We start from the raw sequence: 25590 nt of genomic DNA, 5'->3' as shown, positions 1-25590 counted from the left end.
GTGCGGGGCTCAGAGCCCCAGCTCGGCCTCGAAGTTGCCGGCCTCCAGCCGCTCCTTGACCGCGACCAGGAAGCGGGCCGCGTCGGCGCCGTCGATCAGCCGGTGGTCGTAGGACAGCGCCAGGTAGACCATCGACCGGATGGCGACGACCTCGCCCAGCTCCGGGTCGTTGACCACGACCGGACGCTTGACCACGGCACCCGTGCCGAGCATCGCCGACTGCGGCGACGGCACGATCGGGGTGTCGAACAGCGCGCCCCGGCTGCCGGTGTTGGTCAGCGTGAAGGTCGCGCCGGCGATCTCGTCCGGGCTGATCTTGTTGGTGCGCGTACGCTCCGCCAGGTCGGCGATCCGCTTCGCGATGCCGCCCAGGTTGAGGTCACCGGCGTTGTGGATGACCGGCACCAGGAGGCCCCGCTCGGTGTCGACCGCGATGCCCAGGTGCTCGGCGTCCGGGTAGGTGATCGTGCCGCCCGCGAGGTCCATCCGCGCGTTGACGATCGGGTACGTCTGGAGCGCCTCGATCGCCGCGAGCGCGAAGAACGGCAGGAACGACAGCTTCACGCCGTGCCGCTGCTGGAAGGAGGACTTCGCCTGGGCCCGCAGCTTGGCGACCCGCGTGACGTCCACCTCGATCACCGTGGTGAGCTGCGCCATCTCGTGCAGCGACTCGTGCATCCGCTTGGCGATGGCCGCGCGGATCCGGGGCAGCTTCTCGGTGGTGCCCCGCTTCGCGCTCGGCTGCGGCTTCGGGGCCGGCTGCGCCGGCGCCGCGGCGGCGGCCGGCTGGGCTGCGGCGGCCGGGGCCGGTGCGGCCTTCGCCGCCTTGGCCTGCTCGGCGGCCTCCAGCACGTCCTGCTTGCGGATGCGGCCGCCGACGCCCGTGCCGTTGACCGTGGACAGGTCCACGCCGTGCTCGCTGGCCAGCTTGCGGACCAGCGGGGTCACGTACCCGGCCGCCTCCTCGCCGCCGCCCTGCGCGGGCGCCGACGGGCGCTGCGGCGTCGGGGCCGGCGCCGGGGGAACGGCGCGCTGCTCGGCCTGCGCCGGCTGGGCGGCGGTCTCCGCCTCCGCCGCCGGCTCGTTGTAGGACACGCCCGGCGTCGGGGCCTGGGCGGGCGCCGGCTTCGCCTCGGCCTGCGGCTGCGGCGCCGGCTTGGCCTCCGGCTGCGGGGCCGGCTTCGCCTCCGGCTGCGGGGTCGGCTCCGACTTCGCCTCGGCCGGGGCGGCACCCGCGGCGCCGATCACGGCCAGCGGGGCGCCGACCTCGGCGGTCTCGTCCTCGGCGACCTTGATCTCCAGGAGGGTGCCGGCGACCGGCGACGGGATCTCGGTGTCCACCTTGTCGGTGGAGACCTCGAGCAGAGGCTCGTCGACCTCGACGGTGTCGCCGACCTGCTTGAGCCAGCGGGTGACCGTACCCTCGGTGACGCTCTCGCCGAGCGCCGGCATGGTGACCGGCGTGCCGCCACCCGACGGGGCCGGCGCCGCCTGCTCGGCCTGCGGGGCCGGGGCGGCCTGCGGGGCCGGCTCGGGCGCGGTGCCCTCGGCGGCGGCCGTCGGCTCCGGGGCCGGCGCGGCCTGCTCGGCCGGCGCCTGCTGCTGCGGCGCGGCGCCGCCGGCCTGCTCGCCCTCACCGGCGATGACGGCCAGCTCGCTACCGACCTCGGCGGTCTCGTCCTCCCCGACCACGATCCGGGTCAGCACGCCCGCCGCCGGCGACGGGATCTCGGTGTCCACCTTGTCGGTGGAGACCTCGAGCAGAGGCTCGTCGACCTCGACGGTGTCGCCCTCCTGCTTGAGCCAGCGGGTGACGGTGCCCTCGGTGACGCTCTCGCCGAGCCGAGGCATGGTGACCGATACCGGCATGTTCTCCAGACTCCTTCATTCCCCTGGTGGGATCATCGCCCGTCGCCGGACGCCGCGGTTGTCGTGGTCAGGCGTGCGAGTGCAGCGGCTTGCCGGCGAGGGCCAGGTGCGCCTCGCCCAGGGCCTCGTTCTGCGTCGGGTGGGCGTGCACGAGCTGCGCCACCTCGGCCGGGTAGGCCTCCCAGTTGTAGATGAGCTGCGCCTCGCCGATCAGCTCACCGACCCGGGCGCCGACCATGTGGACGCCGACAACCGGGCCGTCCTCGACCCGGACCAGCTTCACGAAGCCCGTGGTCTTGAGGATCTGGCTCTTGCCGTTGCCGCCCAGGTTGTAGTTGTAGGTCTTGACCTTGTCGGCGCCGTACTGCTCCTTGGCCTTCGCCTCGGTGAGACCGACCGAGGCGAGCTGCGGCTCGCAGTAGGTGACCCGGGGGATGCCCGCCTCGTCGATCACGGCCGGGTTCTGGCCGGCGATCTCCTCGGCCACGAAGATGCCCTGCTGGAACCCGCGGTGCGCGAGCTGGAGACCCGGCACGATGTCGCCGACCGCGTACACGTTGGGCACGTTGGTGCGCAGCCGCTCGTCGGTCAGCACGTAGCCGCGGTCCATCCGGACGCCCTGCTCCTCGTACCCGAGGTTCGCGGTGTTCGGGCCGCGGCCGACGGCGACCAGCAGCACCTCGGCCTCGACGGTGTCGCCGCCGGCGATGGTCACCTTCACGCCGCTCTCGGTCTTCTCGACCTTCTCGAACGGCTTGCCGACCTTGAAGTTGATCTTCCGCTTGCGGAAGGCCCGCTCCAGAGCCTTCGACGACTCCTCGTCCTCGGCGGCGACCAGGCGGGGCAGCGCCTCGATGATGGTCACGTCCACGCCGAAGGACTTCCACACGCTGGCGAACTCGACGCCGATCACGCCGCCGCCCAGCACGATCGCCGAGGACGGGACCCGGTCCATGAACAGCGCGTGGTCGCTCGTGATGATCCGCTCGCCGTCGACCTCCAGGCCCGGCAGGCTCTTCGCGTACGACCCGGACGCCAGGATCACGTTGCGGCCCGTGTAGCGCTTGCCGTCGACCTCGACGGTGTTCGGGGCGACCAGGCGGCCGGAACCGGCCACGAAGGTGATCTTCTTGGCGCTGCCCACCAGGCCCTGGAGGCCCTTGTAGAGGCGAGTGATCACGCCGTCCTTGTACGAGTTCACCGCCGCCATGTCGATGCCGACCAGCTCGGCCTTGACCCCGAACTGCTCCGACTCGCGGGTCTGGTCGGCGATCTCGGCGGCGTGCAGCAGCGCCTTGGTGGGGATGCAGCCGTTGTGCAGGCAGGTCCCGCCGAGCTTGCCCTTCTCGATCAGCGCGACGGAGAGGTCCAGCTGGGCGGCCCGCAGCGCCGCCGCGTAGCCGCCGCTGCCACCTCCGAGGATGACGATGTCGAAGGTTGCGTCGTTCGGCTCGCTCACGTCCAACTCCCAGGTCGCGTCGCTGCATCGGGGGTCACGGCGGGGGACACGGGGCACACCCCACCTCGGTCATCTTGTCACCACCGCGCACGGAGCGCGTAGTGAGGTGCCCAACGACACGTCGTCGACACGTACGCTTGGCACCGTCTTCGATGACGGATTGTGGGGGAGAGGTCCGTGGGGTTGTTCCGGCGTCGCAAGCAGGCGCGCGTGGTGGGCCACGATCGTGCCGCCGACCGTGCCGATCTGGAGCATCTTGAGACCTTCGTCCGGACCCGGCGCGGGGTCGAGGCGTACATCGAGCCCCGCACCACCGTCACCGAGACCACGGTCATGCTCATCGCCGACGACGGCGAGTGGACCCGGCGGCGGATCGACGGCCCGGACGGGGCGCGGCGCTTCGCGTACCGCATGGCGATCCCCGTCTACGACGTGCGGCTCATGGGCTACCCGCAGCGGATGCGGGACTTCAACGAGCGCCGCAAGCGCCGCCCCGACCTCTACTGACGGACGCGAAAGAGTGGCCGCTCCCTCCGGGGGAACGGCCACTCTCTCGCGTATGGGTGGGAGGCGTCAGCCGTTGGCGGCCACGTCCTCGACGAGCTGGACCAGGGTGCGGACGGGCACGCCCGTGCCGCCCTTGGCCCAGTAGCCGGTCGGCTCGCCCGAGTGGTAGCCCGGGCCGGCGATGTCGATGTGCGCCCAGGCCACGTCCTCGGTGACGAACTCGCGCAGGAACACACCGCCCTGGAGCATGTGCCCGGCCCGGTCCATCCCCGCGTTGACCTGAGAGATGTCGGCGACGTCGGAGTCCATGCCCTTGCGCACGTCGTCCGGCAGCGGCATCGGCCAGGTCGGCTCGCCGACGGCGTCACCGGCCGTGCGGACCCGCTCGCACAGCTCCGGCGTGCCCATCACGCCGGCGATCCTCTTACCCAGCGAGATCACCTGGCCGCCGGTCAGCGTCGAGGTTTCGAAGAGGTAGTCGCAGCCGTCCTCGCAGGCGCGCGCGATGGCGTCCGCCAGGATCATGCGGCCCTCGGCGTCGGTGTTGAGCACCTCCACCTTCTTGCCGCTGTACATGCTGATCACGTCGCCCGGCCGGTACGAGGTGCCCGACGGCATGTTCTCGGCCATCGGCAGGTAACCGCTCACCGCCACCGACGGCTTGAGCGCGGCCACCGCCAGCATCGCGGCGCCCACCGCGGCCGCACCGGCCATGTCGGACTTCATCTCCCACATGCCCTGCGCCGGCTTGATGGAGATGCCGCCGGTGTCGAAGGTGATGCCCTTGCCGACCAGCGCCACCCGCTTGCCGGTGCCGCCGCCCTCCGGGGTGTAGGTCAGCTTCACCAGCCGCGGCGGGGCCTCCGAGCCCTGCCCCACGGCGATGATGCCGCCGTACCCGCCGGCCTTCAGCGCCGCCTCGTCCAGCACCTCGACGTCCAGGCCGGCCTCGCGGGCCGCGGCCACGACCGCCTCGGCGAACGCCGGCGGGCGCAGCTCGTTGGGGGCGGTGTTCACCCAGTCCCGGCTGGTGAGGACCGCGCCGACAACCGCCGTGGCGCGGGCCACCTCGGCCTGCGCGGTGCTGTCGTTCGCGTCCGGGACGGCGACCAGCACCTCGGCCACCGGCTCACGCCGGGCCGGCTGCGGGCGGGTCTTGTAGCCGGCGAAGCGGTACGAGCCGAGCAGCGAGCCCTCGGCGACCGCGCGCAGCGCGGCCGGGGCGTCGGCGTCGTCCGGCAGCGGCAGGGCCATCGCCACCCGCGACGCGCCGGCCAGGGCGCGTACGGCCCCACCGGCGGCCCGGCGCAGCGCCTCCGGGTCCGGCGCGGCGCCGGAGGGCTCGGGGCCGAGGCCGACCGCGGCGACCACCGGGGCGGTGATCGTGCCCAGCGTGGCCAGCTTGATCACCTCGCCCGGCCCGCCGGTCGCGCCGAGCAGCGCCAGCGTCTCGGTGAGCTTGCCGTCGAACGCGGCGGCGATGCTCTCCGCGCCGCTGGCGAGCAGCAGGGTGCCGGCGAGGCCGTTCGTGGCGGCCTGCTCGCCGGTCTGGCTGTGCACGCCGATCACGATGGCGTCGACGGCGAGCTCGGCGGGGTCGGTGTCGACCAGGCTGAGGGTGGTACGGGGCGATGTCACTGAAGCTACTCCGGGCGGGCCGGGCCGGCCGCGACAGTGCGTACCGGCGATGAAGGTCTCCGGCGGCAACCTACCCGCCGGACGTCAGGGCTGTCCCGCCGACCGCTGCGGCGGGTCCCCGCCGATGCTAACCAGCGGGAGTGTCCCCGGTAAGTTGCCACCCATGACCGAGGTGACCACCGACGCCGCCGCGACCCGGCTGCGCCGTTCCCCGCTGCACGAGCGGCACATCGCCGCCGGCGCCAAGTTCGCCCCGTTCGGAGGCTGGGAGATGCCGCTGGAGTACGCCGGCGGCGGCGTGCTCCGCGAGCACACGGCGGTACGCACCGCGGTGGGCGTGTTCGACGTCTCCCACCTGGGCAAGGCGCGGGTGACCGGCCCCGGGGCGGCGGACTTCGTCAACGCCTGCCTCACCAACGACCTGGGCCGCATCGGGCCCGGCCGGGCGCAGTACACCCTCTGCTGCGACGACGCCACCGGCGGCGTGGTGGACGACATCATCGTCTACCTGTACGCCGACGACCACGTCTTCCTCATCCCCAACGCGGCGAACACCGCCGAGGTGGTCCGGCGGCTGCGGGCCGCCGCGCCGCCGTCGCTCACCATCACCGACGAGCACGAGGCGTACGCCGTGCTCGCCGTGCAGGGGCCGCGCTCCGCCGAACTGCTCGGCTCGCTCGGCCTGCCCACCGGCCACGACTACATGAGCTTCTCGGCCGCCACGCTCCAGACCGCGACCGGCCCGGTCGAGCTGACCGTCTGCCGGACGGGGTACACCGGCGAGCTGGGCTACGAGCTGGTGGCGCCGGCCGAACACGCCACCGCCGTCTGGGACACCCTGTTCTCCGCCGACGAGTCGTACGAGCTGCGCGCCTGCGGCCTCGCGGCCCGGGACACCCTGCGGACGGAGATGGGCTACCCGCTGCACGGGCAGGACCTGTCGCTGGAGATCAGCCCGGTGCAGGCCCGCTCCGGCTGGGCGGTGGGCTGGGACAAGCCGGCCTTCTGGGGCCGGGACGCGCTTCGCGCGGAGAAGGCGGCCGGCCCCCGTCGTACGCTGCGCGGCCTGGAGGCCGTCGACCGGGCGATCCCGCGTCCGGGCATGAGCGTGCTGGTCGGCGACACGACTGTGGGCATGATCACCAGCGGCACCTTCTCGCCGACCCTCAAGCAGGGCATCGCCCTCGCGCTGCTGGACACGGCCGCGGACCTGGCCGACGGCGATCTCGTCGAGGTCGACGTCCGGGGCCGCCGCGCGCAGATGCGCGTAACCCGCCCCCCGTTCGTCCAACCCAGCGTGCGCTAACCCCACCCCCTCGGGCTAGCCCCGGTGATCATGAAGTTATTGCCTCCGGCGCCGGCGTGTCGCAGCAATAACTTCATGATCACCGGGGTCAACCGGGGCCGGGGAGGGCGGGAGGGGTGGGCGGTTACGGGGTTGGGCGTTCGCCGGCGTCCAGGACGGCCTGGGTCCAGCCGCCCTCGATGACGCCCGTGCCGTCGAGCAGCGCCCAGTCGACCACGTCGGAGGTTTCCACGACGACCGGCGAGCCGATCCGCACCGTCGGGTCCGAGGCGGCGTCGCTGGCGCTCACCCCGACGATCCGTTCCGGGGCGTCCCACGACGTGACGCCCGCCCACACGTACTCCGGGCCGTCCTCGCCGGGCAGGCCGTACTTGACCACGAGCTGTGACTCCCGGGGCAGCTTCCCGGCCACGAACCGGGCGCGCGCGTCGTCGAGCCCCGCCCGGGCGGTGGCGATCGCCCGACTCATCGCGTCCCCGGGCCGGGCGTACCGCACGTCCGGCTGGATGCCGGCGAACAGGGTGGCGCAGGCCGCCGCGTAGTACCGCCCGTCCGGGCCCGGGTGGCCGGCCGGCGGGCGCAGGCTCAGGAACGAGTCCGCGTCCGGGTCGGTGGCCGGGTCCAGCTCCAGGCGGAGCAGCACCGGGGCGGTCGCGCCGTGCTGCTCCGGATTCCCGTACGCCACCGCGATGTCGTGACCGGTCACCGTGGCCAGCACCGGCAGCTGCACGAACGCCGGCACCTCCTCGCCCGCCAGCCCGTCGGTCCAGTCGCGCAGCAGCCGCCGCGCGGCACCGGTCATCACCGCGCCCCAGGCCCGCGTGAGGTGGTCCGGCACGCCCTGGGTCTGCAACTCCAGCAGCCCGAACCGGCGCAGGCCCTTCGTGGTGAACCAGAGCCCGTCGGCGTCGGACGAGTAGGGCACGAGCACCCAGTCGACCAGCCGGATCCGCCCCCGCTCGTCGGGGAGCGAGCGCAGCGCCACGGCCGGGGCCAGGAACTGGAGCCCGAAGACGTCCACCACGTCGCCGCCCACCGCGTCGGCGACCGCCGCGGCCACCGCCCGGGCCGCCCACTCGTGCGCGGGCGGCCAGCCGGGCCGGTACTCGGCCTGCACGACCACCAGGTGGCTGGCCGCCGCGAGCCGGTCCAGCTGCGCCTCGCTGGCGCCGAACGCGGTGAGCAGGTCCGGCGGCAGCTCCGGGAACTCGCCGATGGGCCGGGTGTCCACGCTCATGAGCGGGCTGTCCAGCATCTGCCGGGCCAGGCCGTGCACCGGCTCGGCGATCCGGCCGGCGAGCGCCGCCACCGCGCTCTTCGTACTGACCCGCGGCAGACCCGTGACCGGCACCAGGTAGGTCGCGCTGAGCGACTCCGGGACCGGTACGGGCAGGAAGTCGTCGGTGATGAGCATTCTCGTCCCCCGGTTGGCGGCGCCGGTGCTGTCGAGGCGAACGCTACCCGGCCCGCCGTGCCGGATTCAGTCGGACAGCGCCAGCCCCAGGTAGACCAGCGTGGTGACGACCTCGACGGTCGCCCCGAGCACGTCGCCGGTGATTCCGCCGAGCCGGCGTACCACGTGGGTGAGCAGCGCCACCGCGACGGCGACGGCCACCCCGACGGCGAGCGGCCCCTGCCACGGCCGGCCCGGCACCGCGGCGACGGCCACCAGCGCGACGGCGACCGCGCCGACAGCCGGGGCGACGGGTCCGACCGTGCCGGCGACCAGCGCACCCAGCCCGTCGGGCCGGGCGGCGGGCACGCCGCGCCGGCAGGCCAGGGTGACGCCGAGCCGCCCGGCCGCGGTCGCCGCGACCACCGCCGCGAGGCACGCCGGCCACGACCGCCCGGCCAGCTCCGCGAGCGCCGCGGCCTGCACCAGGAGTACGACCACCAGCGCGACCACCCCGAACGGTCCCACGTCCGGCTTCTTCATGATCTCCAAGGCGGCCGGCCCACTGCGATACGACCCCAGCGCGTCGACGGTGTCGGCCAGCCCGTCGAGGTGCAGGCCGCGGGTGAGCAGTGCGGCCACCCCGACGGTCACGCCGCCGGCGAGCAGCGGGGGAGCGGCCGCCGCCAGGAGCAGCAGCACCCCGGCCAGCAGCGCGCCGAGCAGCGCCCCGACCGCGGGGGCGAGCGCCATGGCGGCGCCGGCCACCGGGCGGTCGATGCGCCCGGCGCGTACCGGCAACGTCGTGAACGTGGTGAGGGCGAGCCGCGCCCCCGCGACCAGCGTCGGTTCAGTCGGCACGCCGGCCCGAGGCGTCGACCCGCTCCTCCGGCTCGGTGCTGGTGGGGCCGGGGCCTTCCGGCTCGGGCTCGGCGAACTCCGGTTCCTCCTCGGTCGCCGGTTCGGCGGCCGGCTCGGGCTCGTCCGGCTCGCCGCCGGCGGCCAGCGACGGGTGGGTCGGCAGCGCGGCGGCGAGCGCCAGCACCGACCGCAGCATCGGCAGCGCGACCAGCGCGTTGGCGCCCTCGCCGAGATCCAGCTTGAGGTCCAGCAGCGGGGTCAGGCCGAGCACGTCGGCGGCGAGCTTCACCGCCGGGTCGCCGCCGTGGTCGGCGAGCAGGCACCAGTGGCGCGCCTGCCCGGCCAGGTCGCGGCTGACCAGGCCGGCCGCCACGCCGACCGGGCCGTCGAGCATCACCGGGATCCGGCGGGCCGTCGCGCCGAGCAGCACGCCGGTGGCGATCGCCACGTCGCCGCCGCCGATCTCGGCCAGCACCTCCTTGGCGCCGCGCGAGGAGCGGCGGGTCCGGTGCAGCGCGTCACGCACCGCCGCGCAGCGGCGCATCCAGGCCGCGTCGTCGATCTCCCCAGCGTCGGTGATCACCCGGCCGAGCACGGCCGGCGGTTCCGCGCCGGCGGTGGCGGCGAGCACCGCGGCGGCGGCCGCCTCGGTGCCGGCACCGCACGCCGCGAGCACGAGCAGCTGTACGCCCGCCTCGGCCGCCTCCTCGGCCAGCCGCCAGCCGTAGCGCAGGGCCGACTCGACCTGCTCGGCGGTGAGCGCCGCCTCGGCCTCGATCGGGCCGGCGGTCGGCGCGTCGACCACCTGGAGGCTGGCGCCGCACTCGGCGGCCAGCCGGGCCAGCGCGCCCCGGCCGGCGCGGGCCTGCCCGGCCCGGCGCGCCGACTCGCCGGGCCGGGTGCCCGCGGCGGCGCCGCCGGCGTGGTCGCCGTTGAGCAGCAGCACCCGTACCGAGGCCCACGGGGCCGGGGTGGCGGTGCCCTGGGTGGCGGCGGCGAAGCCGACCAGCCGCTCCAGCACACCCAGGCCGGCACCGGGTACGTCGAGGGTCGCGAGCCGGTCGACCGCCTGCGGGCCGGTGTACTCGTCGGGCATCGGAAGTTCCATGCCCGGCTGGATGACGAGCCCGGTGGCGACCATGGGGAGCGCCATCGTCGGCGCGGCCCAGGCCGTGCCGCTCTCGGCCGGGGGCACGGGCAGCGGCGGTGTGGAGTTGCGCACATCGGGGAGGGCGACCAGCTCGGGCGTCGGCTCGGTGGCGGTGCCGTTGACGGGGGCCGCGGCGGCGGCGCTGGCCGGCGTGGCGGCCCCGCTGGCCGGGGTGGCGGGCGGCGCGGTGGCCGCCACCGGGGCGGTGGTCGTGCCCTTGAGCCAGGACGGCTGGCCGGCGACCACCAGCACCACGGCGTCGCACGCGTCGGCGACCGCCCGGTTGGTGGCGCCCAGCGCGTCGGTGAACGCCCGGCCGACCGGCGTGGTCGGCACCAGCGACAGGCCCACCTCGGGGCTGACCAGCACCAGCCGGCCCGCGCACGCGCGGACCGCGGCGGCCAGCTCGGCGATCGTCGCCGTGTCGTCGGCCGGCTGGTGCTCCGGGTCGAGCAGCACCGTCACCCAGCCGCCGAGGTCGTCGACGAGCAGCGTCTCGTTCGGCTCGGCGGAGCTGATCACGTCGGCCAGCCGGCGGGGATCCCCCGCGGTCTCCTCCGTGGTCCAGCTCCCCGGCCGGCGGGCGCGGTGCGCCGCGAGGCGGGCGGCCCACTCGGTGTCCGCCGGGTCGCCCTCCGGCGCGGTGGCCACGTAGCGGACCATCGGCGCCTCGCTGACCAGGGACTCGGCGAACTCGGACTTGCCGGACCGGATGCCGCCGAGCACCAGGACCGTGTTCCACCCGTCAACCGACATGCCCGTACCTTAAGGCCGCCGGGCGTACGCGTGCCTGCCGGCCCGGCCGTCAGTCGCAGTGCTCGAACGAACTTCCGTAGCTGGCGCCACCGGTCGAGCCGCCCCACTTCACGCACTTCCCGGCGGCGCTGGCCCGAACCGGTCCCGCGTAGTACTCGAACGAGCCGCTGTCGGTGCTGCGGGCGCGCCCCTGCACCTCGAGGTACGCCGAGGCCGCCGTCTTCGTGCCGACCGCGGTGTCCTTGAGCGTGACCACGCAGTTGTAGCCGTTGCCGGTGTTGTAGAGCAGGTAGACCCGACCCGTACGCTGCCCGCCCGAGGTGAGGGTGGCCGAGTCGATGACCTGGTAGCCCGCGCCGCACGCCTCGCCCGCCGTGTACGGGTTGGGCTTGGCGGGCTTGGCGCTGGTCGCGCCGGGCGTCGGCGCGGTGCTGCCGCCGCCCGTCGGCGCCGTGCTCTGGCCCCCGCCGGCCGGCCCGCCGGGGCGGCCGGTCGGGCCGGTGGCGCCGCTGGTGCCGGGGCTCGCCGACCGGGTGGCGCCCGGCGTGGTGGCGCTGGGCCGGGGCCCCGGGGTGGTCCCCGTGGTCGCGGGCAGGGCGTCCTGCTCCTGCGGGGTGCCCGCCGATTCGGCGGCCAGCGCGGGCGGGCGGTCGCCACCCCCGGGTTCGGCGCCGGAGCGCAGCGCGATCACGGTTCCGGTCGCCACCAGCGCCACGAGCAGGGCCGCCGCACCGACCAGCAGCCCGCGCCGGCGCCCGCCCGGTGCCGCGTCCAGGGGATCCTCGCGGGTGTCCGACGGGCGTGCGTGCACGGGCGCGACGCCGGCCGGCCACCCGGCGGGTCCCGGCGTGCCGGCTGGTCCGCTGGTGGGCGTCGACGCCGACCACCCGGCGGGTCCCGGCGTGCCGGCTGGTCCGCTGGTGGGCGTCGGCGCCGGCCATCCGGCGGGTCCCGGCGTGCCGGCCGGTCCGCTGGTGGGCGTCGGCGCCGGCCATCCGGCGGGCGGCGTGGCGGACCGGGGCGTGGCACCGGCCGTCGTGGGCTCTCCGGCCGGAGCGGCCGCCGCGGGAGCCGGAGTCCGGGGGCCCGGGCCGGTGGGCGTCGGGGTCGGGAGGTCACGGCCGGCGGGAGGCGGCGTCGGGCGGCCCGGGCCGGTGGGGGTCGGGAGGTCACGCCCGGCGGGAGCCGGCGTCGGCGGGCCCGGGTCGTGGGCGGCCGCCGGGGGCGTCGTGCCACCGGACGAAGCCGGCGGTACGACGGACGGCGGGGTGGGCGGGCCGGCCGGCGCCGGCCCGGCCAGCGCCCACGGTGGGCGGGCGGACAGGGGGATCGTGGCGAGGGTGGCGTCGCGCGCGTCGGCGGCCGCGCGCGCCATCTCGGCGGCGCTGGCGAACCGGTCGGCGGGGCGCTTGGCCATCGCCCGGGACACCAGCTCGACGACCGCCGGCGGGGTGCCCTGCGGCAGCGGCGCCGGCTCGTCCTGCTGGTGTCGCAGCGCCACCTCCAGCGGGTTCTCCCCGGCGAACGGGGGCTGGCCGGCGAGGCAGTAGTACGCGACCGCGCCGAGCGCGTACACGTCGGTGGCGGCCGACACCGGCTGGCCGGTGGCCTGCTCGGGAGACATGTAGGTGGCCGTGCCGAGCACCATGTTGGCCGCCGTGAGGCCGGTGAGGGCGGACGAGCGGGCGATGCCGAAGTCGACGAGCACGACGCGCCCGTCCGGCTTGACCAGCAGGTTGCCCGGCTTCACGTCCCGGTGGACGATGCCGGCCAGGTGCGCGGCGTGCAGGGCGTCGGCCGCCTGCGCCACCACCGACATCGTGGACGCGGCGTCGAGGCGACCGGCCCGGCCCAGCCAGGCGACGAGCGGCTCACCCTCGACGTACTCCATGACCAGGTAGTCGACGCGGCTGCCGTCGGCCAGGGTGGTCTGCCCGACGTCGTGCACCGCCACCACGCCCGGGTGGCGCAGCGCGGCGAGCATCCGCGCCTCGGCCCGGAAGCGGGTGGTGAACTCGGGGTCCGCGACCAGCGTGGGCAGCAGCACCTTCACCGCCACCTCGCGTTCCAGGAACAGGTCCGTGCATCGCCAGACCGCACCCATTCCGCCCGTCGCCACACGCTCGCCCAGCCGGTACCGGTCGCTGAGCACCACACCCCGAGTCAGCACCGGGCCACCGTACCGGCCGTCGCGGAGACCACGATCAACCCCTTGGCGGCACCGCGGGGTGAGGGAGGGGCCGTCGCGCGTCGGGGCGACTACGCTGGCGGGGGTTCGTCCCACGGGGGACAAGGCGGCGAGGGGAGACGCGGCATGGCGTGGAGCTGGCGGTACGAGGGCACGGACGGTAAGGCGGTGCAGGGTCCGGCGGAGTCGTTCGGCAGCCAGGCCGACGCCGAATCGTGGATCGGCCAGACCTGGCGTGAGCTCGCGGCGTCCGGCGTCACCTCGGTCGCGCTCGTCGAGGACGACCGCGTCGAGTACCGGATGAGCCTGCTGCCCACGGCCGAGTGATGGGCTACGACCGCCCGGGCGGGGAGCCGTTGGTGCTCGGCGTGCCCCGGGCGGCGTTCCGGCCGAGCCCCGTCTTCGTCGCGCTGGTCGCGCTGTTCGTGACCACCGGCGTGCTGGCCTGGAACGAGGTCGGCAACGTCCGCCTGGACGTGTTCGGTTTCGTCGTCTCCGGCTGGCTGGTGTCGCTGTGCCTGCACGAGTACGCCCACGCGGTGGTCGCGTACCGGGCCGGCGACCGGAGCGTGGCGCACCGCGGCTACCTGACGCTCAACCCGCTGAAGTACAGCCACCCGCTGCTGTCCATCGCGCTGCCGGTGGTCGTGGTGCTGCTCGGCGGCATCGGCCTGCCCGGCGGGGCGGTCTGGGTGGACCGGCACGCGATCCCGGGTCGGCTGCGGCACACCCTGGTGAGCCTCGCCGGGCCGGCCACGAACGTGCTGTTCACCCTGGTGCTCGTGCTCGTCCTGCGGGTCGGCACCGGGCTGGGCGGGTCCATCGAGTTCTGGGCGGGCGTGGCGCTGCTGACGTTCCTCCAGCTCACCGCGAGCGCGCTCAACCTGCTCCCGGTGCCCGGCCTGGACGGCGGCAACATGATCCAGCCGTGGCTGAACCCGCAGTGGCGGCGGATGTACGACCTGTTCGCCCCGTACGGCTTCATCCTGCTCTTCGCGCTGCTGTGGAACCCGCGGATCAGCGGCTGGTTCTTCGACGTGGTCTTCGCCGTCGGCGACGCGCTCGGCCTGCCGGCCGGGCTCTACGCCGCCGGGTTCGAGCTGATCCGCTTCTGGCGCGGCTGACCGGCGCCCGCCGTGCCGGTCCGGCCGGGCTCGCACCACGGCCGGACCGGCACGGGTGTCACGGGCGCTGCGCCGGGCTCTCGGTCTTGGCCGGGTCGCGCTCGGTGATCGGGTCGATGATCTCGTCGATGGCCTTGAGCAGGTCGGCGTCGAGCTTCACGCCGGCCGCCTTGACGTTGTCCTGCACCTGCTCCGGCCGGGACGCGCCGATGATGGCCGAGGAGACGTTCGGGTTCTGCAGCACCCAGGCGATGGCGAGCTGGGGCATGCTGAGCCCGGCCTGCTCGGCCAGCGGCCGGAGCTGCTGCACCCGGGTCAGCACCGCGTCGTTGAGGAACCGGGCGATGAAGTTCGCGCCCGACTTCTCGTCCGTGGCGCGGGAGCCGGCCGGCGGCGGCTGGCCCGGCAGGTACTTGCCGGACAGCACGCCCTGCGCCATCGGCGACCAGACGATCTGACCGACACCCAGCTCCTCGCTGGTGGGCACGACCTCGCCCTCGATGACCCGCCACAGCATCGAGTACTGCGGCTGGTTGGAGATCAGCGAGATGTGCAGGTCACGGGCCAGCTTGTGGGCCTCGCGGATCTGCGCCGCGGTCCACTCGGACACGCCGATGTAGAGCGCCTTGCCGGAGTGCACGACGTCGGCGAACGCCTCCATCGTCTCCTCGAGCGGAGTGCTGTAGTCGTAGCGGTGGGCCTGGTAGAGGTCCACGTAGTCGGTCCGCAGCCGGCGCAGCGAGCCGTTGATCGACTCCATGATGTGCTTGCGGGACAGGCCACGGTCGTTGCGGCCCGGCCCCGTCGGCCAGTACACCTTGGTGAAGATCTCCAGCCCTTCGCGCCGCTCGTCGGCGAGCGCGCGGCCGAGCACGTCCTCCGCCCGGGTGCCCGCGTACACGTCGGCGGTGTCGAAGGTGGTGATGCCGGCGTCGAGGGCGGCCCGGACGCAGGCGAACGCGGCGTCCTCCTCGACCTGCGAGCCGTGGGTGATCCAGTTGCCGTACGAGATTTCACTGACCATCAGGCCGGAGCGGCCAAGGTGACGGAATTCCATGACCCGACCCTAGACCCGGCCCCCGGCAGGCCCCAACGGGCCGCCCGCGGTGTGCTGTGGCCGTCACCCGCCGCCCGGCTCGGCCGTCTCAGAGCACCGGGTTCGCGTCGGTGAGCAGCCGCTCGATCTCCTCGAGCAGGTCCTCGGCGCTGCGGTGCACCGGGTCGATCAGCGGGTTGCCGCGCCGGTCGAGCGCGCCCCACCGACCGGCGCCGGTGCCCACCAGGAACGCGACGGGGTGGATGACCAGCGTCGGGTGCACCGGCGGCACGAGCATGGCTCCCGTGTGGTCCACGACACCGTGCCGGCCGGCCAGCTCCACCACGGCCAGGCCCTCGTCGGTGAAGCCGTCGACGTGGCGTCCGTCGGCCAGCGGGGTGCGGAAACTGTGGTACCGGGTCGGCACCACGATCCGCCCGGTCCGGTCGACCGCGCCCCACCCCTCGCGGCGTACCGCGGCCACGCCACGGCGGAACGGGCGTACGTCGGCGAAGCCCGGCGGGATCACCACATTGCCGGTGGGGTCGATGGCCAGCCAACCCTCCGCGCCGTCCCGCACCACCCAGGCGAGCCCCTCGGAGAACGCGCGCACCGCGAGGAACGACGGCTCGATCACCGTCGTGCCGGTCAGGGCGATCAACGACCAGCGTTCGGTCTGCGGCCGGCGCACCCACGCCAGCCCCTCGGCGAACGGCTGGGCGTCGGCGTACCGGGCCGGGACCACCAGGTCGCCGTCCGGGTCCGTGTAACCCCAGAGACCGCCGTCGCGCACGGGCACCGGGGGTTGGATCCGCTCCAGCACCTCGTCCCGGCTGCGGGGGTACGGCCCGAAGCCCGCCGTCGCGACCCGCTCGGCCACCGCGTCGAGCGCGAGCCGGACCCGGGCCAGCAGGTCCGGGTCCCCGGAGCCCCGCAGGTCGAGCGCCTGCTCGAAGTGCTGGCACGCCTCCATGTACCGGCCCTGGTCGAAGCAGGACCGCCCGGCGTGTTCGTGCAGCGCGGCCCGCAGCCGGTCGGGCAGCTCCGGCGAGGTGGCCCGCGCGAAGAGCTGGTCCGCCTCGGTGAACTCGCCGCGCCAGCGGAGCACGTGCGCCAGCCGCGCCTGCGCGAGCGCGATTCGGCGCAGCTCCCCGGTCGCCTCCGCGTACGTGAGGGCCAGCCGCGCGTCGGCGAGCGCGTCGTCCAGCTCGCCGAGGATCCGCGACACCACCGCGCGCAGGCTGAGCAGCCGGGCGCGGGCCCGGTTGTCGACGGCCGTACCCAGCTTCTCGGTCAGCCGCCGCCGTACCGTCCGCAGCTCGTCGGGCTCCTCCACGATCTCGCGGAGGGTCGCCGGGTCGAGCTGCCAGCGGTACGCCGCCAGCACCTGCTCGGGGTCGCCCTGCTCGACCCGACCCGGCCCGGCCGGTGGTGCGGAGACGGGTCCGGCCGGTGGTGCCGAGACGGACGCGGCGGGTGGTGCCGAGACCTGCTCGGCGGGTGGTGCGGAGACGGAGGCGGCGGGTGGTGCGGAGACGGAGGCGGCCGGTGGTGCCGAGACCTGCTCGGCGGGTGGCGCGGAAACGAAGGCGGCCGGTGGCGCGGAGACGGGCCTGTCCGGTGGTGCGGATACCGGTCCGGCCGGTGGCGCGGACACGGGTCCGGCGGGCGGTGCGGAGACGGACGCGGCGGGCGGTGCCGAGACGGGACTGGCGGCCGGTCCCGGCACGGAGGGTGCCGGCGGCGCCGGGACGGGTGCTGCGGGCGGTGCCGAGACGGGCTCGGCGGCATTCGCGGCGGGCGGCTCGGCGTCCAGAGCGGCGGAGGAACCGGCGGGCGCAGCCGACACCGGCGCGGCGGACACGGGTAGGGCGGACACGGGTACTGCCGACACTGGTGCGGCGGACACGGGTACTGCCGACACGGGTACTGCCGACACCGGCGCGCCCGACACGGGTGCGGCCGGCGGGGCGGACACGGGCCGGGCGGGCGGCGGCTCGGCCGCGGCGCGCTGATCGGGGACGGCCTGTGCGGTGGCCTCCGGGCTGGCGGAGGGCTCGGACACGTCGGGCTGGTTCTCCCCGAGCATCGTCGAAGGCGGTGTCACCGCGGGCGGTGCGGAAACCGGGCGAGCCGGTTCTGCCGACGGGGCGGTCGGGGGCGCGGAGACGGGACGGGTGGACGACGAGGTGGCCGGGCCCGGTGGCGCGGACACCGGATGCGGCGGCTCACCGGAACGGGCCTCGACGGGTGGCGCCGAGACCGGACCCGCCCGGTGTTCGGGCGGCGGTGTGGCGTTCCGGTACTCGTCGGGCTCCGTGCGGAACGAACGGGCATCCGGCTCCGGTGCCGCGTCCGGGATAAACGCAGCCTGGTCGCCCTCCCGACCGCCCTCGTCGTGGCCGGGAACCGGGTGACCGTGGTCGGCGGCACCGGCGGTCGAGAGCGGGACCGATGGTTCCGCCGGCATGGGCGGGTGCGGGTCGGCGCTGTGCGGCTGGTGGGCTGGCGTGTCGACCGGGTCGGCGATCCACGCGGGCGGCGTGTCGGCCGTCGCGGTGCTCCACGCGGGCGGCGTGCTGACCGGCCCGGCGTCCCACGCTGGGGGCGGGTCGGCCGGCTCGGCGTTCCGCGGGGTGTCGACCGTGCGGTCGGTCGCCGCCGGTGGTTCACCGCGGTGCTGCTCGCCCGGGAGTTGCTGGGAGGTCGTCCTTACCGCTTCCGCGGCGGGCGCGCCGGCCGTCCAGGCGGGCGGGGCGCCCGCGGTCCCGGAGGCAGCGCCGCTTCCGTCGGGACCGCTCGGCCCCGGCGACACGGCCGGCGGCGCGTCGGTCCGCGGCGCGTCGGTCCACGGCGCGTCGACTCGCGGCGCGTCGCCCAGCTGGGCATCGTTCAGCAGGGCGACGTCCGCGAGCGTGTCGGCCGGCCGCGCGTCTGTTGGCTGCCTGTCCACCGGCCGCGCATCGGTCGGCTCCGTGCCGGTCGGCGGCGCATCCGTCGGCCGCGCCTCGGTGGGGCGCGCCTCGGTGGGGCGGGCCTCCGTGGGCCGTGCACCCGTCGGCCGCACATCGGCTGGCGGCGCATCGGTCTGCCGCGCATCGGCTGGCGGCGCCTCGACCGGCTGCGTCTCGCTCGGCCGCGCGTCGGCCGGCTGCCGGTCCGTCGGCTGCGCGTCGGCCGGCTGGCTGTCCGTCGGCCGTGTGCCGGTCGGCTCGGGCGGGGCGGTGGTCGTGGCGGATCCGGTCTCGTCCGCCGCCGGCTGGGCCTGCCCGAACCAGGCGCCCGCCCCACCGGCGTCCGGCTCCCGCGGGAAGGCGGGGGCGGTCGGCTCCGAGGGGGGCGGTGGCACGTACACCCGGGGTGCGCCGGGGCGGGGCGGGGCCGCCGGCTCGGTGGTGGGCGCCGGATGCGCGCCCGACCCGGCCGGCGTCGTCCCTGCCTGCGTCGTCCCTGCCGGCGTGGTCCCTGGTGTCGAGAGCGGGACGTCCGTGGGCCGCGCGGGCGGGCGGTCGGTCGGCGCCGCCGGGGCGGGCCGGTCGGCTGTCGGTGGGCGCGGGTACCTGTCTTCGGCGCGATCGGCCGGTGTGGACGCCGGTCGGCCGGCTGCCGGTGGGTGGACGTCCCGACGCTCCTCGGCGCGCACGCCGGGATACGGCGGCGGCGCGCTCGGGTGGTTCGCCGCGGGTGGGGCCGCGGTGGGCGCTTCCGCTGCGGCCGGCGGTTCCGGCGCGCGCGGGAACCCCGCCCCGGGGCGGCCCGCGGGTGGTCCGGACATCGGACCCTGCGGCGGACGGTGGGCGGTGACTGGTGTCGGGCCGGAGGCGGGTGAGACGGGCGTCGCGGAGACGGGACGGTCGGGTGGGCGGTGGGCGGCGCCGGGCGGCATCGGGACCGGTCCGGCGGCCGCGGGGGACACCGGCGCCGGGGACACGGGCCCGTGGGGCGGGCGGTGGGCGGTGCCGGCCGGGGGCGCCGTCGGCGCCGGACCGGTCGACGCCGGTGACACGGGCGCCGGGGAGACCGGCGCCTCGCCGACGGGCCGCTGGCCGCCCGGGCGGGCCGGCGCGGCAGGGTGCGACGGCGGGACCGGCGGCTGGGGCCGGCCGGGAACGGGCGGCACCGGGCCGCCAGCCGCAGCGGGCGACACGGGACGACCGGCGGGCGGCGCGGGCGACACGGGACGACCGGCCGGCGGTTCCGGCGACACGGGTCGGCCGGCGTCCGAGCCGGATGGCACCGGACGGCCGGCTGGCGGTGCAGGTGACACGGGTCGGCCCGCGGGCGATGCGGGCGACACGGGTCGGCCGGCGTCCGAGCCGGGTGGCACGGAGCGGCCAGCGGGCGGTGCGGGCGACACCGGTCGACCCGCGGGCGGTGCGGGCGACACCGGACGGCCGGCGTCCGGGGCGGGCGACACGGGTCGGCCGGCCGGCGGCGCGGGGGACACGGGCGGGCCCGAGATCGGCACGTCCCGGGCCGGTCCGCCCGCGGGCGCGCCGGAGCGAGGCCGGCCGGGCGCGCGTTGCGGATCGTCGTACCGGGGCGGCAGGTCCTGGCGCTCGACGCCGCGCGACGGCTGGTCGGGCTCGACCGGGCGGCGCTGGTCCGGCCGCGGTTCGGGGCGGTGACCGGCGCCCCACCCGGGGCGCACCGGGCCGGGCGGCGGCCAGGGCAGGCCACCCTCGTGTTCCGGGTGCGGGCGCGGTTCGCGGTACGCCTCGGGGCGGGCCTCCCCGCGCGACCGCCGATCGGTGTACGGCTCGGCGCGGCCGGCCGCCTCGCGCGGGTGCCGCTGCTGGTCGTCCTCGGGTCGGGGCGGCCCGCTGCGGTAGGGCCGGTCATCCTCGTGGCGGCGCTGGCCGTCGCGCTCGTGCTCGGGCCGCCGGAAGCGTTCCTCCTCCGGACGGGGGCGTGTGACCGGGTGCTGCGGCCGGTCGTCGTAGCGCGGCGGCTCACCGGCCCGCGAGGCCGACCCGGCGCGGGCGTCGTCGCTGTAGCGGACGTCGCCGGGGTAGCGGACGTCGTCGATATGACGGACGTCGTCGATATGACGGACGTCGTCGGTGTAGCGGGCGGTGTCGGCGTACCGCGACTGCTCGCTGTGCCGCATCGGGCCGGCCCACCCGGGCTCGTCGGCGTACCGACGCCCGTCGGAGCGGGAATGCCCGTCGGTGCGGCGAGGGCCGTCGGGACGCCGGAACTCGTCGGGACGGCGCAGGTCGTCGGGGTGGAGGTCCCGCTCGGCGTGACCCCACGGGTAGCGGGGACGGGCACCGCCCTCCGCCGGGTGGCGTTCGTGGTCGGCCGCCGGCCGGCCCGCCTCCCGCCGGCGGGGCGGTGGCGCCTCGTCCGGCTCGGGCATCCAACCGTTGTCCAGCCGGGGCGCGGGGGACACCGGCGGCGCGGGAGGGTACGCGGGGCCGCGCTCCGCCCGGGACGGGCGCGGGTCGTGCCGCTCGGGCGGCGGACCCTCCCAGTGCCAGCCGTTGTCCCGGCTCGTCCGCTCCTCGCCGCGCGAGCGGCGGTCGGCCCACTGGGTCCGGCTGTCCGGGCCGGGCCGGCTGTCGGGGCCCGGCGGTCTGGCCGCCGGCCGCTCGTCGGGCCAGGCCGGTTCGGCATGCGGGCGGCGGTACGGCTCGTCGCCGTGCCGCCGCCCGTCGAGGCCGTCCTGCCGGCGGTCCCAGCCGTGCGGCTCGTCGGGCAGCGGCTCGTCGTCCCAGGACCGGCCCAGGTACGTGCCGTCGGGGCGGGTCGGTGCGAGCGGGGGCACGTCGGCGCGGCCGACCACGCTGGCGCGGCCGCGGGGCGGCGGCGCGTGCTGCACGCCGATGTCGCCGGGGTAACGCTGACCGGGGAACTGCGGGTGCCACTCGTGGGTCGGTTCGACCATCCAGGACGGTTCGGCCGGGTCCTGCCACCGGTCGGCGTAACGGCTGCTCATCCGGGCTGCCTGTCGCCACGTGCGGGCCCCGTGCCGGTGTCCGCGCCGTGCCGTCCGGCCGCGGTCGCGCGCAGGTGACCACCGCGTGACGGGCCGCTGAGGACCGCGCCCCGGTGGCCGGCTCGCGTCCGCTGGGTCACGGCGTTGTCACCTCGTTGCCAATTGTCGCGCTGGGCACCCGACCTGCCGGTAGAGTCGCCCGTTCCGGCAGGGTGTGGCTGCGGTTGGAGGGTAACGGCGTGGGCTCGGTCACCGCCACTGTGGCACCGTCCACCACCCCAAACGTTATCCTATGGTTCCGGACATTTAGGGCTATAACCGCATCCGGTTTCCGACGATACTCCACCTATCGACAGGCGGCGGTGGCCGGGATCGTGACCAACGTCGTGTTCGGTTTCCTCCGCTGTTACGTGCTGCTCGCCGTCGCCGGTGGCGCCGGGGCCGCGGCCGGGTACGACCGCCGTCAACTCGCCACGTTCGTCTGGGTCGGACAGGGCCTGCTCACCGTCATCCTGCTCTGGGGTTGGACCGAGCTGGCCGACCGCATCCGCACCGGCGACATCACCGGTGACCTGCTCCGGCCGGTCAATCCGGTGACCGCCTACCTGGCCACCGACCTGGGCCGCGCCGGCTACGCGGCGCTCGCCCGGCTGGTGCCGCCGGCGCTGGTGGGCCCGCTCTTCTTCGACGTGTACGTGCCGACCCGCTGGTCGACCCTGCCGCTCGCCGTCGGCGCGGTCACCGCCGCCGTGGTCCTCTGCTTCGCCTGCCGCTACCTGGTCAACGCCACCGCCTACTGGCTGACCGACGTGCGGGGGCCGCTGATCCTGTGGACGCTCGGCTCGGGCGTCCTGGCGGGGCTCTACTTCCCGCTGCGGTTCCTGCCCGAGGCCGTCTACGTGCCACTGTGGATCGCCACGCCGTTCCCGAGCCTCCTGCAGACCCCGCTCGACGTGCTGGTCGAGCGGGATCCGCTTCCCGTGCAGGTGGCACTGGTCGCCGTTCAGCTCGGCTGGGCCGTGCTGCTGCTCGCGGCCTGTCGGCTGGTGCAGCGCCGCGCCGAACGCCGGCTGGTGGTGCAGGGTGGCTGACCGGCCCGGCGGCACGCTGGCCGCGTACCGGGCGCTGCTCGGCGCGCAGGCCCGGTCGCAGACCGCGTACCGGGTGTCGTTCGTGGTCGACCTGGTGGGCAACGTCGGCGCCACGGTCTTCGACGTGCTCACCGTGCTGGTCCTCTTCGGCGTGACGCGGGAGCTGGGCGGGTTCACGCTGCGCGAGACGCTGGTCATGGTCGGGCTGTCCGCGTGCGCGTTCGCGACCGCGGACCTGCTGGTCGGCAACATCGAGCGGATCCCCCGGTACGTGCGCACCGGCACGCTGGACGCGGTACTGCTGCGGCCGCTCGGCGCGCTGCCGCAACTGCTGCTCATGGACCTGCCGCTGCGCAAGGTGTCCCGGGCGCTGTTCGGGCTCGCCGTCTGGGTCGTGGCGGTCGCCTCGGCCGACGTCGACTGGACGCCGGGGCGGGCACTGCTGGTGGTGGTCGCCCCGCTGGCCGGCGTGGTGTTCTTCGGCTCGATCTTCGTGGCCGCGGCGACCGTGTCGTTCTTCTGGATCGAGTCGGGCGAGCTGGCCAACTCGCTCACCTACGGCGGGCGCGACTTCACCTCGTACCCCGTCACCGTCTACGGCGGCTGGTTCCGCGGGCTCTTCGCGTACGGCCTGGGGTTCGCCTTCGTGAGCTACCACCCGGCGCTGGCGCTGCTGGGCCGCGCCGACCCGCTCGGCCTGCCCGCCTGGGTGGGCTGGGCCGCGCCTGGCGTGGCGCTGGTCGCCGCCGCGGCGGCCGCGCTCGCCTGGCGGTTCGGCATCCGTCACTACCGGAGTACGGGCTCATGACCGAGGTCATATCCGCGCGCGGGCTGCGCAAGGAGTTCACGGTACGCGTCAAGGCCGGCCGGCTGCGCCGCGTGACCCAGGTGCGGGCCGCGGTCGACGGGCTCGACCTGCGGGTGGAGCGGGGCGAGATGCTCGGCTACATCGGGCCGAACGGCGCCGGCAAGTCCACCACCCTGAAGATGCTCACCGGCGTGCTCACGCCCACCGCCGGTGACGTACGGGTGTGTGGGCTGCGTCCCGTCGCGCAGCGCACCCGACTCGCGCTGCGCATCGGCGTGGTGTTCGGCCAGCGGTCGCAACTGTGGTGGGACCTTCCGCTGCGGGAGTCCTTCGACCTGCTGCGGCACGTCTACCGGGTCCCGGCCGCCGAGCACGCGGCCCGGCTGCGCCGCTGCCGGGCCCTGCTCGACCTCGACGGCTTCCTGGCGGTCCCGGTGCGCCAACTGTCGCTGGGCCAGCGCATGCGCGGCGAGCTGACGGCGGCGCTCCTGCACGGCCCGGAGGTGCTCTTCCTCGACGAGCCGACGATCGGCCTGGACGTGGTGAGCCGGCAGGCGGTGCGGGGTTTCCTCGCCGAGCTGGGTCGGGCAGGCGACACGACGCTCGTGCTGACCACGCACGACCTCGCCGACATCGAGCGGCTCTGCCGGCGGCTCGTGGTGGTCGACCACGGCCGGATCGTGCACGACGGCACGATCGCCGACCTCCACCGGCGGTACGGGTCGCGCCGGCTGGTCGTCGCCGACCTGGACGTCCCGTTGCCGCAGCCGCCCGTGCTGCCCGGCGCGCCCCTGCGGCAGGTGGCGGCCGACGGCCACCGGCTGGTGTACGCGCTGGAGTCGGCCGGGGTGGCGGACGTCGTGGCCGGCCTCGCCGGTGTGGCGAGCCTGCGCGACGTCGCGGTCGTCGAGCCGGACATCGAGGAGGTGGTGGCGCGGCTCTACCGGAGCCCTGCGGACCCCGCGCAGGCGGCTGATCCGGCGGGTCCGGCCTCCGCGCAGGTGGCGGGCCCGGCGGATCCGGTGGGCCCGTCTCCCACGCAGGCGGCTGACCCGCCGGAGTCCGCGCCGACGGCGGGCGGCCCGGCGGAGACGGCGGCGACCGGGTGAGCCCGCGTCAGGGGTGCTCGAGGACCAGCACGGCGAACGTGCCCGGCGCCAGCGCCTCGTACCGGTGCGGGGCGTCGCCGGGGAACACCGCGTAGTCGCCCGGGCCGAGTTCGGCGGGACCCCACTCGGGGCCGGCCCGCAGGCTCCCGGCCGCCACCACGACGTGCTCGACGCTGCCCGGTGTGTGCGCGTCGGCGGTGCGCACCGCGCCGGGTTCGAGGCGGATCAGGTAGATGTCCCGGCGGGCGCCCGCGGAGCCGGCGCTGAGCAGGGTCCCGGTGAAGTCGGCGTGCTCGGAGCGGACGCGGGGGCCGTGCCCGGCCCGGACGACGTGGACGGCGGGTGTGGGCGGCTCGACGAGCCGGCTGAGCGGCACGCCGAGCGTGGTGGCGAGCGATCCGAGCGCCTCGACGCCGGGGTCGCCGCTGCCCGCCTCGAGCTGGGCGAGCGTGGATTCCGCGATGCCGGCGCGGTGCGCCAGCTCGGCCCGCGACAGACCGGCGTGCTCACGCTCCCGACGCAGCGCGGCGGCGACGACGGCCAGCGGGGCAGCGCCTTGGGCGGGCATCGGTCACTCCGTCGGTCTGGTCGGCGCGTTCCGCCTGGTGACCATCCGTACGCTACACCGTGCGGAGCGTGCCGGGGTGCCGCTCGCCGCCACCGCGCCCGGCGACGTGCGGACGCGTCAGACCGGGTCGCCGATGTTCACGCGCGGGGCGGGGGTCCGCATCCTGCGGAACGTGATGCCCCGCATGATCGCGTACAGGTAGAGGGAGCCCATCCGCTGGTCGGTGTTGGGGAACCGCTTGCGGACCAGCTTGCCGATCTTGCGGCAGATCAGGATCGAGTCGATCACCACGCCCAGCGCCAGCGCGCCCCAGAGCAGGTTGGAGACCAGCCGCACGATCGGCGGCATCGCCGCGTTCGAGCCGATCAGCACGATCAGCGCGCCGCCGAAGAACCAGGTACCGACCGTACGCCGGGAGTCGACCACGTTGCGGGCCAGCAGCCGCTCCGGGCCGCGGTCACGCGGGCCGCCCTCGCGGCGGAACTCGGCCGCCGCCTCGGCGCGTAGCTGCCGGCGGCGCTCGCGCGACTCCTCCTTCGTCATGGGCTTGGAGGAGACACCGCCCGGACGCCGGCCGACGCTCGGCCGCTTCGGGGTCTCGCGCCCCTTGGCGGGCGTGTAGCCACGGGGGCGGGCGGACTCGGACTCCTCGTCGGGCGTCACGGAGGTGACGGCCTCGTCGGCGAGGTCGGCGGACTTGCGGCGAAACAGCGACGGCACGCGGAAAGGGTAGCCAAACGACGGCGCCCGGTGCACATCGCGGTGCACCGGGCGCGAATTCGAGGG

General features: G+C 75.8%; 17 protein-coding genes and 1 pseudogene. 7 read left to right on the top strand and 11 right to left on the bottom strand.

Going from position 1 to position 25590, the window contains the following annotated elements:
• Positions 1 to 9: 9 nt before the first annotated feature.
• Together sucB and lpdA are read right to left on the bottom strand one after the other, a co-directional pair.
• Positions 10 to 1869 (bottom strand): 2-oxoglutarate dehydrogenase, E2 component, dihydrolipoamide succinyltransferase, encoded by a 1860-nt coding sequence (gene sucB / locus D7193_RS14460; protein ID WP_120779987.1) that lies wholly within the window; start codon positions 1867 to 1869, stop codon positions 10 to 12.
• A 67-nt stretch (positions 1870 to 1936) separates the two neighbouring features.
• Positions 1937 to 3328: a dihydrolipoyl dehydrogenase gene (gene lpdA / locus D7193_RS14455; RefSeq protein WP_120779986.1), complete on the bottom strand. Its 1392-nt coding sequence runs from the start codon at positions 3326 to 3328 to the stop codon at positions 1937 to 1939.
• Between the two features lie 177 nt (positions 3329 to 3505).
• Between lpdA and D7193_RS14450 the strand changes: the two genes are divergently transcribed.
• Positions 3506 to 3835: a hypothetical protein gene (locus tag D7193_RS14450; protein WP_120779985.1), complete on the top strand. Its 330-nt coding sequence runs from the start codon at positions 3506 to 3508 to the stop codon at positions 3833 to 3835.
• 66 nt (positions 3836 to 3901) lie between these two features.
• On the opposite strand, the gene D7193_RS14445 is transcribed toward D7193_RS14450, so the two are convergent.
• Complete coding sequence (locus D7193_RS14445; protein WP_120779984.1) at positions 3902 to 5473, bottom strand: leucyl aminopeptidase; 1572 nt, start codon at positions 5471 to 5473, stop codon at positions 3902 to 3904.
• A gap of 163 nt (positions 5474 to 5636) precedes the next feature.
• Here D7193_RS14445 and gcvT point away from each other — a divergent pair, with 163 nt between their 5' ends.
• Positions 5637 to 6779, top strand: a complete 1143-nt coding sequence (gcvT, locus tag D7193_RS14440) for a glycine cleavage system aminomethyltransferase GcvT (protein WP_120779983.1) — start codon at positions 5637 to 5639, stop codon at positions 6777 to 6779.
• Between the two features lie 124 nt (positions 6780 to 6903).
• On the opposite strand, the gene D7193_RS14435 is transcribed toward gcvT, so the two are convergent.
• The 4 genes and pseudogenes from D7193_RS14435 to D7193_RS34855 form a co-directional block, all read right to left on the bottom strand.
• On the bottom strand, positions 6904 to 8193 hold the full coding sequence (locus tag D7193_RS14435) for a DUF2314 domain-containing protein (RefSeq protein ID WP_120779982.1): 1290 nt from the start codon (positions 8191 to 8193) through the stop codon (positions 6904 to 6906).
• 66 nt (positions 8194 to 8259) lie between these two features.
• Positions 8260 to 9033, bottom strand: a complete 774-nt coding sequence (gene cobS / locus D7193_RS14430; protein ID WP_120779981.1) for an adenosylcobinamide-GDP ribazoletransferase — start codon at positions 9031 to 9033, stop codon at positions 8260 to 8262.
• The gene (locus D7193_RS14425; RefSeq protein ID WP_120779980.1) at positions 9023 to 10939 is read right to left on the bottom strand and encodes a bifunctional adenosylcobinamide kinase/adenosylcobinamide-phosphate guanylyltransferase; all 1917 of its coding nucleotides are present in this window, start codon (positions 10937 to 10939) and stop codon (positions 9023 to 9025) included. Before D7193_RS14425 ends, cobS begins: the two co-directional genes overlap by 11 nt.
• A gap of 1006 nt (positions 10940 to 11945) precedes the next feature.
• Positions 11946 to 13109 (bottom strand): annotated as a pseudogene (locus D7193_RS34855) (serine/threonine-protein kinase); the annotation flags it as partial.
• 144 nt (positions 13110 to 13253) lie between these two features.
• On the opposite strand from D7193_RS34855, the gene D7193_RS14415 reads away from it, so the two are divergent.
• A complete protein-coding gene (locus D7193_RS14415; protein ID WP_120779979.1) occupies positions 13254 to 13454 on the top strand; it encodes a hypothetical protein in 201 nt (66 codons plus the stop codon).
• Positions 13454 to 14251, top strand: coding sequence for a site-2 protease family protein (locus D7193_RS14410; RefSeq protein WP_120779978.1), 798 nt, complete (start codon positions 13454 to 13456; stop codon positions 14249 to 14251). The genes D7193_RS14415 and D7193_RS14410 overlap by 1 nt, the downstream gene beginning before the upstream one ends.
• Positions 14252 to 14309: 58 nt before the next feature.
• Here the strand turns inward: D7193_RS14410 and D7193_RS14405 are convergent, their stop codons facing one another.
• Both D7193_RS14405 and D7193_RS34235 read right to left on the bottom strand, forming a co-directional pair.
• Complete coding sequence (locus D7193_RS14405; protein ID WP_120779977.1) at positions 14310 to 15308, bottom strand: aldo/keto reductase family protein; 999 nt, start codon at positions 15306 to 15308, stop codon at positions 14310 to 14312.
• Between the two features lie 88 nt (positions 15309 to 15396).
• Positions 15397 to 21228, bottom strand: coding sequence for a WG repeat-containing protein (locus D7193_RS34235; RefSeq protein WP_241562984.1), 5832 nt, complete (start codon positions 21226 to 21228; stop codon positions 15397 to 15399).
• A 239-nt stretch (positions 21229 to 21467) separates the two neighbouring features.
• Here D7193_RS34235 and D7193_RS14385 point away from each other — a divergent pair, with 239 nt between their 5' ends.
• Genes D7193_RS14385 through D7193_RS14375 form a run of 3 tightly spaced genes read left to right on the top strand, consistent with a single transcriptional unit; the run spans position 21468 to position 24236 of the window.
• Positions 21468 to 22319, top strand: a complete 852-nt coding sequence (locus tag D7193_RS14385; protein WP_120780407.1) for an ABC transporter permease — start codon at positions 21468 to 21470, stop codon at positions 22317 to 22319.
• The gene (locus D7193_RS14380) at positions 22312 to 23127 is read left to right on the top strand and encodes an ABC transporter permease (RefSeq protein WP_241562982.1); all 816 of its coding nucleotides are present in this window, start codon (positions 22312 to 22314) and stop codon (positions 23125 to 23127) included. Before D7193_RS14385 ends, D7193_RS14380 begins: the two co-directional genes overlap by 8 nt.
• Positions 23124 to 24236 carry an ATP-binding cassette domain-containing protein gene (locus D7193_RS14375; protein ID WP_187356255.1) on the top strand — a complete coding sequence of 371 codons (1113 nt, stop codon included), beginning with the start codon at positions 23124 to 23126 and terminating at the stop codon, positions 24234 to 24236. The genes D7193_RS14380 and D7193_RS14375 overlap by 4 nt, the downstream gene beginning before the upstream one ends.
• Positions 24237 to 24243: 7 nt before the next feature.
• On the opposite strand, the gene D7193_RS14370 is transcribed toward D7193_RS14375, so the two are convergent.
• The gene (locus tag D7193_RS14370; RefSeq protein ID WP_120779973.1) at positions 24244 to 24804 is read right to left on the bottom strand and encodes a helix-turn-helix domain-containing protein; all 561 of its coding nucleotides are present in this window, start codon (positions 24802 to 24804) and stop codon (positions 24244 to 24246) included.
• Between the two features lie 117 nt (positions 24805 to 24921).
• Positions 24922 to 25524 carry a DUF3043 domain-containing protein gene (locus D7193_RS14365; protein ID WP_120779972.1) on the bottom strand — a complete coding sequence of 201 codons (603 nt, stop codon included), beginning with the start codon at positions 25522 to 25524 and terminating at the stop codon, positions 24922 to 24924.
• Positions 25525 to 25590 lie beyond the last annotated feature (66 nt).

Source organism: Micromonospora costi (genome assembly GCF_003626655.1).
In the GTDB taxonomy this organism is placed as follows: Bacteria; Actinomycetota; Actinomycetes; order Mycobacteriales; family Micromonosporaceae; genus Micromonospora; species Micromonospora costi.
This window is presented reverse-complemented; position numbering and strand designations above follow the sequence as displayed.

Excerpts from the sequence above, each read along its gene's own strand:
- D7193_RS14370 (WP_120779973.1), bottom strand. The coding sequence starts at position 24,804 with ATGCCCGCCCAAGGCGCTGCCCCGCTGGCCGTCGTCGCCGCCGCGCTG.
- D7193_RS14415 (WP_120779979.1), top strand. The coding sequence starts at position 13,254 with ATGGCGTGGAGCTGGCGGTACGAGGGCACGGACGGTAAGGCGGTGCAG.
- D7193_RS14410 (WP_120779978.1), top strand. The coding sequence starts at position 13,454 with ATGGGCTACGACCGCCCGGGCGGGGAGCCGTTGGTGCTCGGCGTGCCC.
- sucB (WP_120779987.1), bottom strand. The coding sequence starts at position 1,869 with ATGCCGGTATCGGTCACCATGCCTCGGCTCGGCGAGAGCGTCACCGAG.
- D7193_RS14435 (WP_120779982.1), bottom strand. The coding sequence starts at position 8,193 with ATGCTCATCACCGACGACTTCCTGCCCGTACCGGTCCCGGAGTCGCTC.
- D7193_RS14425 (WP_120779980.1), bottom strand. The coding sequence starts at position 10,939 with ATGTCGGTTGACGGGTGGAACACGGTCCTGGTGCTCGGCGGCATCCGG.
- D7193_RS14405 (WP_120779977.1), bottom strand. The coding sequence starts at position 15,308 with ATGGAATTCCGTCACCTTGGCCGCTCCGGCCTGATGGTCAGTGAAATC.
- D7193_RS14375 (WP_187356255.1), top strand. The coding sequence starts at position 23,124 with ATGACCGAGGTCATATCCGCGCGCGGGCTGCGCAAGGAGTTCACGGTA.
- D7193_RS34235 (WP_241562984.1), bottom strand. The coding sequence starts at position 21,228 with ATGAGCAGCCGTTACGCCGACCGGTGGCAGGACCCGGCCGAACCGTCC.
- gcvT (WP_120779983.1), top strand. The coding sequence starts at position 5,637 with ATGACCGAGGTGACCACCGACGCCGCCGCGACCCGGCTGCGCCGTTCC.